General features: G+C 39.2%; 13 protein-coding genes and 1 other annotated feature. Of the genes, 10 read left to right on the forward strand and 3 right to left on the reverse strand.

The genetic code is table 11. The features are described 5' to 3' along the window. Positions 1–95: 95 nt before the first annotated feature. Genes ACPLVE_RS06185 through ACPLVE_RS06195 form a run of 3 tightly spaced genes read right to left on the reverse strand, consistent with a single transcriptional unit; the run spans position 96 to position 2,533 of the window. Positions 96–839, reverse strand: coding sequence for a type 1 glutamine amidotransferase (locus tag ACPLVE_RS06185; RefSeq protein WP_424610701.1), 744 nt, complete (start codon positions 837–839; stop codon positions 96–98). Further along, positions 839–2,191: a MurT ligase domain-containing protein gene (locus ACPLVE_RS06190; protein ID WP_424610702.1), complete on the reverse strand. Its 1,353-nt coding sequence runs from the start codon at positions 2,189–2,191 to the stop codon at positions 839–841. The genes ACPLVE_RS06185 and ACPLVE_RS06190 overlap by 1 nt, the downstream gene beginning before the upstream one ends. A 12-nt stretch (positions 2,192–2,203) precedes the next feature. Further along, positions 2,204–2,533, reverse strand: coding sequence for a tRNA-binding protein (locus tag ACPLVE_RS06195; protein WP_424610703.1), 330 nt, complete (start codon positions 2,531–2,533; stop codon positions 2,204–2,206). A 169-nt stretch (positions 2,534–2,702) separates the two neighbouring features. On the opposite strand from ACPLVE_RS06195, the gene gyrB reads away from it, so the two are divergent. From gyrB to ilvB, 10 genes are all read left to right on the forward strand, one after another. Next, a complete protein-coding gene (gene gyrB / locus ACPLVE_RS06200) occupies positions 2,703–4,604 on the forward strand; it encodes a DNA topoisomerase (ATP-hydrolyzing) subunit B (protein ID WP_424610704.1) in 1,902 nt (633 codons plus the stop codon). Between the two features lie 12 nt (positions 4,605–4,616). After that, positions 4,617–7,040, forward strand: coding sequence for a DNA gyrase subunit A (gene gyrA, locus ACPLVE_RS06205; RefSeq protein WP_424610705.1), 2,424 nt, complete (start codon positions 4,617–4,619; stop codon positions 7,038–7,040). Between the two features lie 288 nt (positions 7,041–7,328). Then, positions 7,329–7,579 (forward strand) — a binding site (T-box leader). Positions 7,580–7,618: 39 nt separating this feature from the next. Next, complete coding sequence (ilvN, locus tag ACPLVE_RS06210) at positions 7,619–8,122, forward strand: acetolactate synthase small subunit (protein ID WP_424610706.1); 504 nt, start codon at positions 7,619–7,621, stop codon at positions 8,120–8,122. Between the two features lies 1 nt (position 8,123). Then, on the forward strand, positions 8,124–9,119 hold the full coding sequence (ilvC, locus tag ACPLVE_RS06215; protein WP_424610707.1) for a ketol-acid reductoisomerase: 996 nt from the start codon (positions 8,124–8,126) through the stop codon (positions 9,117–9,119). 18 nt (positions 9,120–9,137) lie between these two features. After that, entirely contained in the window at positions 9,138–10,331 is a 1,194-nt protein-coding gene (locus tag ACPLVE_RS06220; RefSeq protein WP_424610708.1) for a 2-isopropylmalate synthase, read from the forward strand. Continuing rightward, the gene (leuC, locus tag ACPLVE_RS06225; RefSeq protein WP_424610709.1) at positions 10,322–11,581 is read left to right on the forward strand and encodes a 3-isopropylmalate dehydratase large subunit; all 1,260 of its coding nucleotides are present in this window, start codon (positions 10,322–10,324) and stop codon (positions 11,579–11,581) included. Before ACPLVE_RS06220 ends, leuC begins: the two co-directional genes overlap by 10 nt. Continuing rightward, complete coding sequence (gene leuD, locus ACPLVE_RS06230; RefSeq protein ID WP_424610710.1) at positions 11,581–12,066, forward strand: 3-isopropylmalate dehydratase small subunit; 486 nt, start codon at positions 11,581–11,583, stop codon at positions 12,064–12,066. Before leuC ends, leuD begins: the two co-directional genes overlap by 1 nt. Next, complete coding sequence (gene leuB, locus ACPLVE_RS06235) at positions 12,066–13,133, forward strand: 3-isopropylmalate dehydrogenase (RefSeq protein WP_424610711.1); 1,068 nt, start codon at positions 12,066–12,068, stop codon at positions 13,131–13,133. Before leuD ends, leuB begins: the two co-directional genes overlap by 1 nt. 4 nt (positions 13,134–13,137) lie before the next feature. Then, entirely contained in the window at positions 13,138–14,808 is a 1,671-nt protein-coding gene (ilvD, locus tag ACPLVE_RS06240) for a dihydroxy-acid dehydratase (RefSeq protein ID WP_424610712.1), read from the forward strand. After that, positions 14,805–16,463, forward strand: coding sequence for a biosynthetic-type acetolactate synthase large subunit (gene ilvB, locus ACPLVE_RS06245; protein WP_424610713.1), 1,659 nt, complete (start codon positions 14,805–14,807; stop codon positions 16,461–16,463). The genes ilvD and ilvB overlap by 4 nt, the downstream gene beginning before the upstream one ends. Positions 16,464–16,474 lie beyond the last annotated feature (11 nt).

Genomic DNA, 16,474 nt, shown 5'->3' on the forward strand with positions numbered 1-16,474 from the left:
CCTTAGTTTAGTCGCTTTGCAACTCTGGAGCATTAACACAAAATGCCACTTAAATAAGAAGCACTTTATCAACAATCTGTAAGCTGAGGTTCTATTTAAAACCTCAGCTTTTTATCTTTTAAAAATCTTTTTAAGAAAGCTTCTTTTGCTTTATTTTCAAAGGTGTCTTCTAAAGGTTCAAGGTTGACTCTGCCATATTTTCTTGAGAGAGAAATCTTGAGAAGCATATCGGCAAATTCAGGATTTTTAGGGAGAAGAGGGCCGTGCAAGTATGTTCCATATACGTTTTTGTATACACACCCTTCTTTTTTGTCTTCGCCGTTATTGCCATGCCCTATGATTACGGTGCCAAGAGGATTGCAATTTCTCAAAAAAGTTTTTCCAGAATGGTTTTCAAAACCTACCAGAAAAGAGTTTTTTCCGAGAAAATTTGCTTTTACTATGATGTTTCCTATTAACCTCTTGTTGCCTGCCACGGTATAGGCATCTAATATTCCAATTCCTTCTATTTTATTTTCTTTGGAGATTTCATAGTATTCTCCTAAAAGCTGATATCCTCCACATATGGCTAAAAGAGTAAGGCCATCTTCTACCGCTTGTATCAGGTTTTTTTTCTTGTTTTTAAGGTCTTCACTAACTACTTTCTGGTCTTTATCAGCCCCTCCTCCAAGGAAAAGAAGGTCAATGTCTTTAAAATTTTCATCTGCTCCAACCTTTATTTCCCTTATCTCCACATCTATTTTTCTCCATTCACATCTCTTTTTCAGCGCTATTATGTTTCCTCTGTCTCCGTACAGATTTAAAAGCTCTGGATACATATATCCAATGACAAGCTTCATCATAATGCCCCCTGAGATTTGAGATATTTGGTTAGTTCCTGCAAAGCGGTGTAATTGGGAAGTATTGCGATAATTTCTTTATCTGTCACATTGAAAATTTCCTTTACAGCTTCTTCAAGCGGTATAACTTTTATTTTTTTGCTGTCGAAACCTGCGTATTTTAACCTCAAAGCCACTTCTTCTCCCCTTAGCCCAGAAGCCACTGCGTAATTTACATTGGCTTTGGATAAAAATTCTTCTAAATTTGCGTCCCAGAGCCAGGAAACATCTCTTCCATCTGCGTAATTGTCATTTATTATTATTAAAAGATTTAGTGGTTTTTCAAACTGTAGGAGCATATTAAGAGTACTTTCAAGGCCTACAGGATTTTTTACGAGGTTTATTATAGCTTTTTTATCCTTCCATTGAATTTTTTGGAGACGACCTTCTATAGGGTTGTAGGTTTCTACAGCCCTTAAAATAACGGAATCTTCTAAACCCAGTAGAATCCCAGCGGATACTGCAGCGAGGAGGTTATACACATTGTATAGGCCTATAAGGCCACTTTTTACGGTGAAGTTTTTATTTTTGTAAGATATTTTGAATTTTATTCCATTTTCTTCGCTTAAAATTATACCACTGGCTTTAAAATCGGGATCAGGGCGTTTTTTACCGCACTTCGGGCAATAGTAATCTCCCAGGTGACCGTAATATATTTTTTTGTATTCATATTTTGTTCCACACACGGGACAAAATTTTTGTTCAAAAGAAAAAGATTTTATGCTTTCTACCTCTTCTTCGATTCCATAGTACATGACTTTTGACCTTAGGGTGTCACCAAGGGAAGAAGCAAAAGGGTCGTCTGCATTGAGAAGAACTATGGAGTCTTTTTGCAAGCGTGATAAAGCCTTTGCCACTTTGTCTACTATTAGGTCTATTTCGCCAAATCTGTCTAATTGGTCTCTGAAGAAATTTGTCACTATAACTATGTTTGGATTTATTTCGTCGACTAGTAATCCGAGATTAGCTTCATCTACCTCAAAAATCGCGGCGTCTTTTTTTAAATAACCCATAAGATTGCTGTTTTTTACAAGAGAAGTAGCTATTCCTGTTCTCATGTTTGCCCCTTCTTTATTATGAACGACTTTCATTCCCGAAAATGATAGAAGATGAGCTACAAGTCCAGAAGTAGTAGTTTTGCCATTAGTACCCGTAACTATTACTTTATTTTTTTCTAAGGAGGATAAAAGTTTTTTTATAATATCTTTATCTGTCATAAGAGCAATTTTGCCAGGAAGAGAGGTGCCTCCCTTTCCTGTTATCTTGCAGGATATATTGACTATTTTACCTATCGCTACTCCTAATCCCTTCACTTTTTCCCACCTTCAATATACTTTATTCCCAACTTTTACTTCCCTTTCTGGTTGAAGAAGAACGACGTTTCCTTCATCGTCGTCGACTCCTAATACCAAAACTTCTGAAAGAAAATCTGCTATTTTTTTAGGAGGGAAGTTTACTACGCACACAACTAAGCGGTTATATAAATCTTCCTTTTTATATAATTTTGTTATTTGAGCACTAGAGGTTTTTACGCCCAGGTCCCCAAAGTCTATTTTTAACTTGTAAGCGGGCTTTTTGGCTTTTGGGAAATCCTCTACTTCTATTATTCTTCCCACCCGTATGTCAAGTTTCAAAAAATCTTCATAGGTGGCCATTGAATTCACCTCAATTTAAGTATATTATAATATAGGCAGATTTGTTAAGTATATTATAGTATAGGGAATAATAAAAATAAACATTTCCCGGGAAATTTTCTTTCAATTGAGCAATTTAAAAAAGAATGATAAAATAAAACTGTTGGATAAATTTTTGGAGGGCATGGATATGGCAAAGGATGAAACTTATACTGCGAGTCAAATACAGATATTAGAAGGTTTAGAAGCTGTTAGAAAAAGACCAGGGATGTATATAGGCTCTACTGGAAGCAGAGGCTTACATCATCTGGTCTATGAAGTAGTTGACAACAGCATAGATGAGGCTTTAGCGGGCTACTGTAAAAATATAACTGTAATTATTCACAAAGATAATTCTATTACAGTGGAAGATGACGGTAGGGGAATTCCTACGGATATACATCCAAAAGTTGGGAAACCTGCGGTGGAAGTAGCTCTAACAATGCTTCACGCCGGAGGCAAGTTTAATAATGAAGCTTATAAGGTATCCGGTGGACTTCACGGAGTCGGTGTGTCAGTTGTAAATGCTTTATCAGAAAGGCTTGAAGTTAAAATAAAGCAGAGAGGTAAAATTTTTAGGCAGGTGTATGAAAGGGGAGTGCCAAAGACTCCTCTTGAGGTAATAGGAGAGACAGAAGAAACGGGAACCATTATTACTTTTAAGCCTGATAAGGAAATTTTTGATGAAATTGTATTTGATTATGATATACTCTCCCAGAGATTAAGAGAATTAGCTTTTTTAAACAAGGGAATAAACATAAGGCTTTTGGATGAAAGAGATGGAAAGGAAGAAGTTTTTAATTATGAGGGTGGGCTTGTAGCTTTTGTAAAGTATTTGAACAGGAACAAAGAGGTACTTCATGAAGAGCCTATATACATGGAAGCAAAAAACAGCGATTATGAAGTAGAAGTGTGCATGCAATACAATGATAGCTACAATGAGAACATATACAGTTTTGCCAACAATATAGACACGAAAGAAGGAGGAACGCATTTAATAGGTTTTAAAGCTGCTTTAACCAAAGTAATAAATGACTATGCCAAAAAATATGGGATGATAAAAGACGGGGAGAAGAACCTTCAGGGGGAGGATGTAAGAGAAGGACTAACCGCTATAATAAGTGTCAAGCTTAAAAACCCTCAGTTTGAGGGGCAGACGAAGACCAGATTAGGGAATCCCGAGATGAGGTCTATAGTTGAAAGTATTGTTACAGAAAAACTTTCGGCATATTTGGAGGAAAATCCTTCTGTAGCGCGTGTGATCGTAGAAAAAGCTTTGCAAGCAGCTAGAGCCAGAGAAGCAGCGAGAAAGGCAAGGGAGCTTACAAGAAGGAAATCTGCTCTTGAAAATACCACTTTGCCCGGAAAATTAGCAGATTGTTCGGAAAAGGATCCTGCAAAATGCGAGCTTTTTATTGTGGAGGGTGATTCAGCAGGAGGCTCTGCCAAGGCGGGAAGAAACAGCAGATTTCAAGCGATACTACCCTTAAGAGGTAAGATTTTGAATGTAGAAAAGGCTCGTTTGGATAAAATTTTTTCTAATGAAGAGATTCGGGCTATAATAACGGCTTTGGGAACAGGAATTGGAGAGGATTTTGATATAAGCAAATTGAGATATCATAAGGTGATAATCATGACAGATGCTGATGTAGACGGAAGCCATATAAGGACTCTTCTTCTCACGTTTTTCTTCAGATTCATGAGACCTCTTATTGAAAATGGGCATATATATATTGCTCAGCCTCCTCTTTACAAAATTACTAAAGGGAAAAAGGTGTACTATGCTTATTCGGACAGGGAACTGGAAAAAATCTTAAGTGAGATAGGTAGAGACAATATTGTAGTGCAGAGGTATAAGGGTTTGGGTGAAATGAATGCAGACCAGCTCTGGGAAACTACAATGGACCCAGAGAAAAGGACAATGCTTAAGGTAACTCTTGAGGATGCTATTGCTGCCGACGAGATATTCACCATCCTAATGGGGGATAAGGTTGAACCAAGAAGAGAATTTATAGAAAAATACGCTAAAACAGTAAGGAATTTGGATATATGAGAGGTGAAATAGATGAGCGAAGAGATGGAGAAGGTCATTCCAGTTGACATAGAAGATGAGATGAGAAATTCTTATATAGACTATGCGATGAGTGTTATTGTAGGAAGGGCTCTTCCTGATGTCAGAGATGGGTTAAAGCCCGTTCACAGAAGAATTCTTTATGCAATGAATGAGATGGGTCTGACGCCAGACAAGCCTTATAAAAAAAGTGTTGCGGTGGTTGGAGAAGTTTTAGGGAAATACCATCCTCACGGAGATGCAGCAGTATATGATACGCTTGTCAGACTTGCACAGGATTTTTCAATGAGAGAGGTTTTGGTAGATGGACATGGAAATTTTGGAAGCATAGACGGTGATCCTCCTGCTGCAATGAGATATACAGAAGCCAGACTTTCCCGAATTGCCCTTGAAATGCTCACAGATATAAATAAAGAGACCGTAGATTTTGTGCCAAACTTTGACGAAACATTAAAAGAACCAGTAGTGTTACCTTCCCGATTTCCAAACCTTTTAGTCAATGGTTCGCAGGGAATTGCAGTGGGAATGGCTACAAATATACCTCCCCACAATCTGGCAGAAGTTATAGATGGAATAGTTGCCTATATAGATAATCCATATATTACGATAGAAGAGCTCATGAAATATATAAAGGGACCTGATTTCCCGACAGGAGGAATAATTTTAGGAAGAGATGGCATAAAAGAAACGTATGAAACGGGAAGAGGCAAAATTGTAATAAGGGCAAAGGCTGAAATTGAAGAACACAAAGGGAAGACAAGGATTGTAATAACAGAAATTCCTTACATGGTTTTAAAGGCTAAGTTGATTGAAAAGATAGCCGAATTAGTTCATAACAAACAATTGGAAGGAATTGCTGATTTAAGAGACGAATCGGACAGAAATGGAATGAAGATAGTCATAGAGCTCAAAAGAGATGTCAATCCAAAAGTTGTTTTAAACAAGCTTTACCTGCACACCCAGATGCAACAGACCTTTGGAGCAATAATGTTAGCGTTAGTAGATGGAGAACCAAAAATACTGAATCTCAAGCAGATTATCGAAAAATATGTAGACCATCAAGCAGAAGTTGTAACAAGAAGAACGAGGTTTGATTTAAAAAAAGCGGAAGAAAGGGCGCATATTTTAGAAGGGCTAAAAATAGCTTTAGATCACATAGATGAGGTAATAAACATAATAAGGAGTTCTAAGACAGAAGCCATAGCTAAAGAAAATCTCGTGAAAAGGTTTGGACTTTCTGATAAACAAGCCCAAGCTATCGTTGATATGAGATTGGGAAGGTTGACAGGGCTTGAAAGGCAAAAAGTGGAAGATGAACTTAAAGAACTTACAGAAAAGATAAAAGAGCTCAGAGAGATTTTGGCTGATGAGAAAAAGGTTCTTGAGATAATCAAAAAAGAGCTTCTCGAAATTAAAGGTAAATATGCTTCTCCAAGAAGGACGGCAATAGTAGCAAAGGAAGAAGAATTGGACTTTGAAGATCTAGTTCAGCTGGAAGATGTGGTTGTGGCTATGACCCACTACGGGTATATAAAGAGAATGCCTCTTGATACTTATAAATCTCAGAAAAGAGGAGGAAAAGGGATTTTAGGAATATCTACAAGGGAAGATGACTTTGTAGAGGATATATTCATAACAACCACCCACGACAGATTGCTGTTTTTTACTAATAAAGGTAAAGTTTATAGTCTAAGGACAATAGATATTCCTGAAAGTGGAAGACAGGCAAAGGGTACCGCTATAGTCAATCTGATACAAATTTCTCAAGGAGAAAAGGTAACGGCTGTTATTCCTCTTAAAAAATCTGATGAAATAAAGTATGTACTCATGTGCACTAGAAGAGGAATAATAAAGAAAACTTCTATTGAGGAGTTCAAGTCTATTAAGAAAAATGGGATAATAGCAATTACATTAGAGGAAAATGATGAGCTAATAAACGTCAAACTGACAAATGGGGAGAGAGAGATAATACTGGGAACTCGTCAGGGGTATGCTATAAGATTTAGTGAAAAAGATATAAGGCCGATGGGTAGAGTTGCAAGGGGAGTCATCGCCATATCCTTAAGAGAAGGTGATGAAGTAGTAGAGATGGATTTAGTAGACCCTACTGGAGAGATTTTAACTGTTACAGAAAACGGATTTGGTAAAAGAACAGACGTAGAAGAGTATAGAATACAAGGCAGAGGAGGAAAAGGCATTATTGCTATGAAACTTAGCAAAAAGACGGGAAATCTAGTTTCTATAAGATGTGTTCATCCAGAGGATGAATTTATGATAATATCTGCCAATGGAATTCTGATAAGGATGAAGGTAAAAGATATATCAAAAATGCATAGAGATACTCAAGGAGTTACGTTGATGAAGTTGGAAGATGGAGATAGAGTGGTTTCTACTGCAAGGATCGAAGCCGAAGAATGAAAAGCCTCCTGAAAAATGAAGGTAAACTGTTTAAAAACAAAGAAGTGGCGTTTTGTGTATAAATTGCCACTTCTTTGTTTTTATAAACAAACCAACCTCCTGGAAAAGAGGGTTTTTTATTTTTACTATAAAAATAGGCAATTTTTTTGATATCTTTTTAAAATTTTTTAGTAAATGTAAACGATGGATTTTTGTAAATTTACAAATAATTTAGTTGACTAAAGTAAGATAGCCTGATAAAATAACAAGTAACTTTCATGAAAATTTACAGTTTCAAAATAGTAATGTTAAAAAGCGATGAAGGAGAGGGGTATGTGCTAAGGCTCAAGAGAGCCGGTGGTTGGTGCGAACCGGTGCCGAGGCACATATTGGATCGCTCTGGAGCTGTGTGGCTGAACGGTCCTTTAAGAAGGGCTCACTAGGCTACACCGGGCTTGCCCGTTACAGTTCAAGTTTGCAAAAACTTGGTGAGGCTATCGACCGTGAGGCGATAGCGAAGACAGGTGGTACCGCGTGGATGAAAAGTCCCCGCCCTGTTACAAAGGGCGGGGAAAAGTTTTTAAGGGGGGTGATGTTTTTTGCACATTATCTCAGTTCTAGTAAACAATCATCCAGGAGTTTTGTCAAGAGTTGTAGGACTTTTTTCGAGGAGAGGCTACAACATAGAAAGTCTTGCTGTTGGTACTACGGAAAGAGATGATGTATCAAGAATCACACTTACTGTTTTAGGAGATGAATACACTGTTACTCAAATCATCCGGCAGCTTAACAAACTAGTGGATGTGATAAAAGTTCAGAATATAGGAGTTAGGGATAACGTGGCAAGAGAACTTCTATTGGTAAAGGTAGGATATGATTCAAACAACAGAGACGACATAATGCACATTGTGGAGACTTTTAGGGGAAGAGTAATAGATATTTCTCTTGAATCTTTGATTATCGAAATGACAGGAGATCCAGAAAAGATAGAAGCTTTTTTAAATCTCATTAAAAAATTTGACGTAAAAGAAATGGTAAGGACAGGACTTATATCTTTGGAAAGGGGTAATAAAACACTAAAAGAATATGAGGGGGAACTGTAAGATGGCAAAGATGTACTATGACAAAGATGCTAATACAGAAGTTCTTAAGGGAAAGAAGATTGCAGTTATAGGTTTTGGAAGTCAGGGGCATGCGCATGCGTTAAATTTGAAAGATTCCGGTTTTGATGTAGTGGTAGGGCTTTATGAGGGGAGCAAGTCAAAAGAAAGAGCAGAAAAAGAGGGGCTCACTGTTTTGACTGTGGAGGAGGCAGCAGAAAAAGCGGACGTAATAATGATGCTCATACCAGATGAAAAACAGGCAAAAGTGTATAAAGAAAGCATAGAGAAAAACCTAAAAGAAGGTAAAGCCTTAGCCTTTGCTCACGGTTTTAACATTCATTTTAAGCAGATAGTCCCTCCTGAGAATGTAGATGTGTTTATGGTTGCTCCTAAGGGACCGGGACATTTGGTAAGAAGGATGTATCAGGAAGGAAAGGGAGTACCATGTCTTGTAGCAGTGCATCAAAATTACACAGGCAAGGCTTTTGAAATGGCTTTGGCTTATGCCAGAGGAATAGGAGGGACAAAGGCAGGTGTTATAGAGACAACTTTTAGGGAAGAAACGGAGACAGACCTATTTGGAGAACAGGCTGTACTTTGTGGAGGTTTGACTGAACTTATGAAAGCGGGATTTGAAACGCTTGTTGAAGCAGGATATCAGCCGGAGATCGCCTATTTCGAGTGTGTAAATGAGATGAAGCTAATAGTTGACCTTATATATGAAGGTGGATTTAGCTATATGAGATATTCAATTTCTGATACTGCAGAGTTTGGTGACTACATGACGGGCAGAAGGATAATAACAGAAGAGACGCGAAAGGAAATGAAGAAAGTTTTGGAAGAGATCCAAACAGGAAAGTTCGCGAAAGAATGGCTTCTGGAAAATCAGGTAGGAAGGCCTCAGTATAACGCTATAAAACAAAGAGAAGCGAACCACCTTATAGAAAAAGTTGGTAAAAATTTAAGAGAAATGATGCCTTGGCTTAACAAAAAATAAAGAGGGGGGAGATTTAAGATGGGAGTTAAAAGAGTGATGATTTTTGATACTACTTTAAGAGATGGTGAGCAGACTCCAGGTGTTAATTTCAATGCAAAAGATAAGTTTGAAATAGCATATCAGCTGACAAAATTAGGAGTAGATGTGATAGAAGCTGGATTTCCTGCGGCTTCTAATGGAGATTTTGAAGCCGTGAAAAACATTGCCGACCACATAAAAGGAGTTACAATAGCTGCAATGGGAAGAGCGGTAAAAGAAGACATTGACAGGGCTAGCAATGCCCTTAAAAATGCAGAGAAATCTCGCTTGCATGTTTTTATAGCTACCTCAGATATACACCTTCAGTATAAGTTGAAAATGACGAGGGATGAGGTTCTGAAAAAAGCAGTAGAAATGGTGAAGTATGCTAAAGGGAAATTTGATGAAATAGAATTTTCGGCCGAAGATGCTTCAAGAACTGATTGGGATTTTTTGGTCAAAGTTTTTAGTGAAGTTATAGATGCAGGAGCCCATATTATAAATGTGCCTGATACGGTAGGTTATGCTATGCCGAGGGAGTACGGAGAACTTATAAAATATATAAGAAACAATGTACCAAATATTGATGGTGTTGTAATAAGTGCCCACTGTCATAATGATTTAGGGCTTGCTGTAGCAAATTCCCTTTCTGCCATAGAAAATGGAGCAACTCAAGTGGAGGTTACCATAAATGGAATAGGAGAGCGAGCGGGAAATGCAGCGATGGAAGAAGTAATAATGGCTTTAAATACCAGGAAAGACTATTTCGGACTTATACACGGCATAAACACAAAAGAGATATACAACACTAGCAGGCTAGTCAGTGAATTAACGGGAATAAAACTCCAGCCGAACAAAGCCATAGTTGGTGCCAATGCTTTTAGGCATCAGTCGGGTATACATCAGCATGGGGTGATAAATAACAGGTTGACTTACGAAATAATGAAACCAGAGGACATAGGAATTGTTCCAGATACTTTTGCTTTAGGTAAACTTTCTGGGAGAAATGCTTTTGAGCTCAAAGTAAGGCAATTAGGCTATAATCTCTCACCAGGAGAAATAAACGAAGCCTTTAGAAGATTTAAAGATTTGGCAGATAGGAAAAAAGTGATAGTGGAAGAAGATATAAGGTTTGTAGTAGAAGAAACGTTAGAAGAATTCAGAAGCTTTAGGGAGGGAGAAGCTTGGGCTTGACTTTAACACAGAAGATTTTATCTGCAAAAGCCGGAAAAGAAGTAAAACCCGGTGAATTGATAGAGATAGACGTGGATATGGTGTTGGGTAATGATATCACAGCGCCTGTTGCAATAAAAGAGTTCGAAAAAATAGGGGTAGATAAAGTTTTTGACAACACAAGGATAGCTTTGGTGCCAGACCACTTTGTACCCAGCAAGGATATAAAATCAGCAGAACAGGTAAATATAATGAGAAAATTTGCCAAAAAATATAATATAGTTAATTTCTTTGAAGTAGGAAGGATGGGCATTGAGCATGCCCTCCTTCCAGAACAGGGCCTTGTTTTACCAGGTGATGTAGTGATAGGAGCTGATTCTCATACCTGTACTTACGGTGCTCTTACCTGTTTCGCCACAGGTGTAGGAAGTACCGATATGGCAGCTGCTATGGCGACAGGAAAAGCCTGGTTTAAGGTGCCGGAGGCAATAAAGTTTGTTTTAAAAGGGAATCTTGGCAAATGGGTGAGTGGAAAGGACGTGATACTCTATATCATTGGCAAGATTGGAGTTGACGGGGCTTTATATAAATCCATGGAATTTACAGGGAATATAAAGGCCTTGTCGATGGATGACAGGTTTACAATTGCAAATATGGCGATTGAAGCAGGAGCGAAGAATGGAATCTTTGATTTTGACGAGATTACAGAAGAATATGTTAGGGATAGGGCTAAGAGGGATTACAGGATTTTTGAAAGGGATGAAGATGCAGAATACAGTGAGATTATCGAGGTAAATCTCGAAGAAATAAGGCCTCAGGTAGCATTGCCTCACCTGCCAGAGAATACAGTGGATGTGGATGAGATAAACAAAAAAATAAAAGTGGATCAAGTGGTCATAGGCTCTTGTACAAACGGAAGGCTTTCTGACATGGAGATAGCATATAAAATATTGAAAGGGAAAAAGGTTCATCCAGATGTAAGGCTCATAATTTTCCCAGCTACTCAAGAGATTTACCTTGAGTGCGTAAAGAGAGGATATATTGAAGAATTTATAAAGGCGGGAGCAGCAGTTTCAACTCCTACGTGTGGACCCTGTCTTGGAGGACACATGGGAGTACTTGCTAAAGGAGAGAGAGCTATAGCCACAACTAATAGAAACTTTGTTGGAAGAATGGGGCATCCGGAGAGCGAAGTTTATCTCGCAAGTCCGGCAGTCGCAGCAGCTTCAGCAGTAGCTGGATACATTGTGAGTCCAGAGGAGGTGGAATAATGCAGGGTAAAGCCATAAAATATGGAGACAATATCGACACAGACGTAATAATACCTGCCAGATTTTTAAATACCTCCGATCCAAAAGAATTAGCCCAGCACTGCATGGAAGACTTGGATAAAGAGTTTAAAAATAAGGTAAGAGAAGGAGATATACTCGTTGTAGGAGAAAATTTTGGCTGCGGTTCCTCAAGGGAGCATGCTCCTATTGCCATTAAGGCTTCTGGAATTTCTTGTATAATTGCCAAGTCTTTTGCCAGAATTTTTTACAGAAATGCTATAAATATAGGCCTCCCCATACTGGAGTCCAAAGAAGCTGTGGAGGGCATTGAAGAAGGAGACATAATTTCTGTAGATGTAGATAGAGGAATAATCAGAAATGTCAGCAAGGGGACGGAATTTAGTGCACAGCCATTTCCAGAATTTATAAAAGAGATTATGAAGTATGGAGGTCTTATAAATTATGTAAGAGAGAAGGTGCGCTAGTGTACAAGGTCGCAATTTTGCCAGGAGATGGGATAGGTCCAGAAGTGATAAAAGAGGGTTTAAAAGTTTTAAAAGCGGTTGGCGAAAAGTACAACCTTAGGTTTGAGATAAAGGAATATCCTTTTGGAGGAGAGGCTATTGATAAGTATGGCGATCCTTATCCTGAGGAGACAAAGAACGGATGCCTTTCAAGTGATGCAGTTCTTTTAGGAGCCGTAGGGGGACCTAAATGGGATCGGTTGGAAGGAAATAAAAGGCCTGAAGCAGGACTTTTAGCGCTTAGAAAAAGTTTGAAGGTATATGCAAATTTGAGACCAGCAGTTTTGTATCCTTATTTAAAAAAGGCCTCCCCTTTGAAAGACGAACTTTTAGAGAAGGGTATAGATATACTTATTGTGAGAGAGCTTACAGGAGGAATCTACTTTGGACCAAAGGGTATTGAACCTATAGATTCAGGGTTTAGGGCTTATGATATGGAAGTTTATGAAACGCATGAGATAGAGAGAATCGCGGTTATTGCTTTTGAAGCGGCTTTAAAGAGAAAAAGAAAAGTTACTTCTGTTGACAAGGCGAATGTACTGGAATCTTCAAGACTTTGGAGAAAGACCGTAGAAGAAGTTGCTAAGAGATATCCTGAAGTAGAGCTTGAGCACATGTACGTGGATAATTGTGCTATGCAACTTGTAAAAAATCCCACTCAGTTTGATGTGATTCTCACCAATAACATGTTTGGCGATATTCTAAGCGATGAGGCTGCGCAAATAGTAGGTTCTATTGGAATGCTCCCTTCTGCTAGCTTGAGGGGAGATAAAGTGGGACTTTATGAGCCAATACACGGGTCTGCTCCTGACATTGCAGGAAAAAAAATAGCAAATCCTCTTGCTACAATTTTATCCGTTGCTATGATGCTTCAGTATTCTTTTGGTGAGGAAGAGGCTGCACAAGATATAAGGAAGGCGGTGGAAAGAGCTTTAGAGGAAGGTTTTAGAACAGCGGATTTGGGTGAGGGGATAGTGCTCTCTACGGAAGAGATGGGTGATAAAATTGTCGAGTATGTAAAGGGGTGATATTTTGCGAAGCGACGCAATAAAAAAAGGGGTAGAAAGAGCGCCCCATAGGTCCTTGCTTTATGCTCTAGGTCTTACTGATGAAGAACTAAAAATGCCTATAATAGGGGTTGCCAATTCAAAAAATGAAATAATTCCAGGGCATATTCACCTTGATAAAATAGCAGAAGCGGTGAAAGCAGGTATAAGAATGGCAGGAGGGACACCAATTGAATTTTCTACCATTGGAGTGTGTGATGGCATTGCCATGGGTCATGGAGGGATGAAGTATTCTTTAGGAAGTAGAGAGGTAATTGCTGACAGTATAGAGATAATGGCAATGGCTCATGGCTTTGATGGAATTGTACTCATACCCAATTGTGACAAGATAGTACCAGGCATGCTTATGGCGGCGGCAAGGCTTGATATTCCAGCGATTGTAGTAAGCGGCGGCCCCATGCTGGCAGGTATTTGTGATGGCACAACTTGTGATTTGAGCACAGTTTTTGAGGCGGTAGGAGCATTAAAGGCTGGCAAGATAACAGAAGAGGAACTTTACAGTATAGAAAGAAATGCCTGTCCTACTTGCGGGTCCTGTTCAGGAATGTTTACAGCAAATACAATGAACTGCCTTACAGAAGCTTTAGGTTTGGGTCTTCCCGGCAATGGTACAATACCGGCCGTGTATTCAGATAGGATAAGGCTTGCAAAGGAAGCCGGGATGAAAATAGTAGAGCTTGTTGAAAGAAACATAACTCCTTCACAGATACTCACAAAAGAAGCGTTTGTAAATGCTTTTAGTCTGGATATGGCATTAGGAGGGTCTACTAATACGGTCCTTCACCTAAAAGCCATAGCTCATGAGGCAGGAGTAGATATTCCTTTAGAAGAGATAAATGAGATTAGCGATAGGGTTCCAAACCTTTGCAAGTTAAGTCCTGCAGGGAAATACCACATAGAAGACCTTCACTTTGCAGGTGGAGTTTCTGCTGTGCTAAAAGAGCTTTCAAAAGCAGGCCTTTTACACCTTGATGCTTTGACAGTGACAGGTCAGACTCTTGGAGAAAACATAAAAGATGCAAAGGTTAAAAATAGAGATGTTATAAGACCCGTAGAAGATCCGTATAGTAAGACGGGTGGAATAGCTATATTATTTGGCAATATAGCTAGGGAAGGGGCTGTTGTGAAAGCTTCTGCTGTCTCACCAGAGATGTTAAGACATGAGGGACCTGCCAGGGTTTTTGACTCGGAAGAAGAGGCTATTGAAGCAATATACGGCGGAAAGATACAAAAAGGAGACGTTGTGGTTATAAGATACGAAGGACCTAAAGGTGGGCCGGGCATGAGAGAAATGCTTAGCCCTACATCTGCCCTTGCAGGTATGGGTCTTGATAAAGATGTTGCTTTAATAACGGATGGAAGGTTTTCAGGAGCGACAAGGGGAGCTTCTATAGGACATGTTTCTCCTGAGGCAATGGAGGGAGGAGAGATTGCCATAATTCAGAATGGAGACATTATTGAAATTGACATTCCGGCGAGGAAGATAAATGTCAAATTGAGTGATGAGGAAATAAAGGAAAGGATGGCAAATTGGAAGAGGCCAGAACCAAAGATAAAGAAGGGCTATATGGCGAGGTATGCAAGAGAGGTAACTTCGGGGAGTAAAGGAGCGGTATTTGGGGAGGGAGGAGTATGAAGCTAAAAGGATCTCAAGTTGTGATAGAAGTTTTAAAGGAGATGGGGGTTGACACTGTATTTGGAATCCCTGGAGGCGCAGTTATTCCAATTTATGATGCGTTGTATGATTCTGATATAAGGCATATTCTGGCGACACACGAGCAAATGGCTGCTCATATGGCAGATGGGTATGCTAGGGCTACCGGAAAAGTTGGAGTGTGCATTGCAACTTCAGGGCCAGGAGCTACTAATTTAGTTACAGGGATTGCCAATGCTTATATGGATTCTGTTCCGGTTGTCGCTATAACCGGCCAGGTTCCAACTTACCTGATAGGAAAGGACGCATTTCAGGAGGTAGACATTACAGGCATCACAATGCCCATTACAAAGCACAATTTTGTGGTAAAATCTCCTGAAAAGCTGGCAGATACTTTAAGGGAGGCATTTGCAATTGCAAAAAGCGGAAGGCCAGGGCCTGTTTTGGTGGACATTCCAAAGGATATACAAAATGCAGAAATAGAGTATGAAAGAAAGGGAGCAATAGAATACAAAAATGGGATAAAAGAAATTATTTCTGAAGAGAGCTTGTCAAAGGCGGTGGAGTTGATTTTAGAAAGCAAGAAGCCTGTTATCTTTGCAGGCGGGGGAGTGATATGGGGAGAAGCCTGTGGGGAACTTTTGGAATTTGCTGAAAAGACGAATATCCCTGTTGCAACTTCTCTGATGGGGTTAGGTTGTTTTCCAGAAGACCATCCTTTGTCTTTGGGACTTATAGGAATGCACGGAAGCAGATTTGCAAACTTAGCTGTATACCATTCAGACCTTGTAATAGCTATAGGAACGAGATTTAGCGATAGAGTGGCAGGAAAGGCAGGAGGCCTTGCACCGAGAGCAAAATTTATACACATTGATATAGATGCGGCAGAAATAGGGAAAAATGTTGAAGTGGATGTAGGAATAGTTGGGAGAATAAAAGGGGTTTTGAAGCTCCTCATTGATAGGACCTCGCACATGGATAGAAGAGAGTGGATAAGGGAGATCGGAGAATTAAGAGAAAAGCATGGATTGAGGTATAAAAAAGACGATTTTTTGAGGCCTCAATGGATTGTGGAAAAAATTCAGGAAATTGCAAATGGCGACCTAATTATAGCAACGGAAGTGGGGCAAAATCAGATGTGGGCGGCACAATTTTTTAAATTTAAGGAGCCCAGAACCTTTGTGACATCAGGGGGATTAGGAGCAATGGGGTTTGGGCTTCCAGCTTCAATAGGTGCGCAGGTAGGAAGACCAGATAGAAGAGTAGTGAATATTGCAGGAGATGGAAGCCTCAGGATGAATATACATGCTTTAGAGACAGCAGCTTTTTACAACATTCCTGTGATAATCGTCCTTCTTAATAATCAGTCCCTTGGAATGGTTAGACAGTGGCAGCATCTTTTCAATGAAAAAAGATACTCTCATACAGATTTGAATCCACACCTTAATTTTGCAAAAATAGCTACAGATTTTGGTGTTGAGGGGATAAGAGTTACCACGAAAGAAGAGTTTGAAGAAAGTTTTAGAAAGGCTTACAGCGAAAAGAGACCTTTTATGATAGAGTGCATTATAGATAAAGATGAGATGGTGCTTCCTTTTATTCCTGCCGGTGGTACTGTCGAAGATACCATTGCATAATAAAAAGAAAG

Origin of the sequence: Caldanaerobacter sp. (genome assembly GCF_049701115.1) — a bacterium.
Classification (GTDB): domain Bacteria; phylum Bacillota; class Thermoanaerobacteria; order Thermoanaerobacterales; family Thermoanaerobacteraceae; genus Thermoanaerobacter.

What these genes read in the sequence shown, in the direction of transcription:
- gyrA (WP_424610705.1), top strand. Translation starts at nt 4,617, where the DNA reads ATGAGCGAAGAGATGGAGAAGGTCATTCCAGTTGACATAGAAGATGAG.
- gyrB (WP_424610704.1), top strand. Translation starts at nt 2,703, where the DNA reads ATGGCAAAGGATGAAACTTATACTGCGAGTCAAATACAGATATTAGAA.
- ilvB (WP_424610713.1), top strand. Translation starts at nt 14,805, where the DNA reads ATGAAGCTAAAAGGATCTCAAGTTGTGATAGAAGTTTTAAAGGAGATG.
- leuD (WP_424610710.1), top strand. Translation starts at nt 11,581, where the DNA reads ATGCAGGGTAAAGCCATAAAATATGGAGACAATATCGACACAGACGTA.
- ilvC (WP_424610707.1), top strand. Translation starts at nt 8,124, where the DNA reads ATGGCAAAGATGTACTATGACAAAGATGCTAATACAGAAGTTCTTAAG.
- ACPLVE_RS06220 (WP_424610708.1), top strand. Translation starts at nt 9,138, where the DNA reads ATGGGAGTTAAAAGAGTGATGATTTTTGATACTACTTTAAGAGATGGT.
- ACPLVE_RS06195 (WP_424610703.1), bottom strand. Translation starts at nt 2,533, where the DNA reads ATGGCCACCTATGAAGATTTTTTGAAACTTGACATACGGGTGGGAAGA.
- ACPLVE_RS06185 (WP_424610701.1), bottom strand. Translation starts at nt 839, where the DNA reads ATGAAGCTTGTCATTGGATATATGTATCCAGAGCTTTTAAATCTGTAC.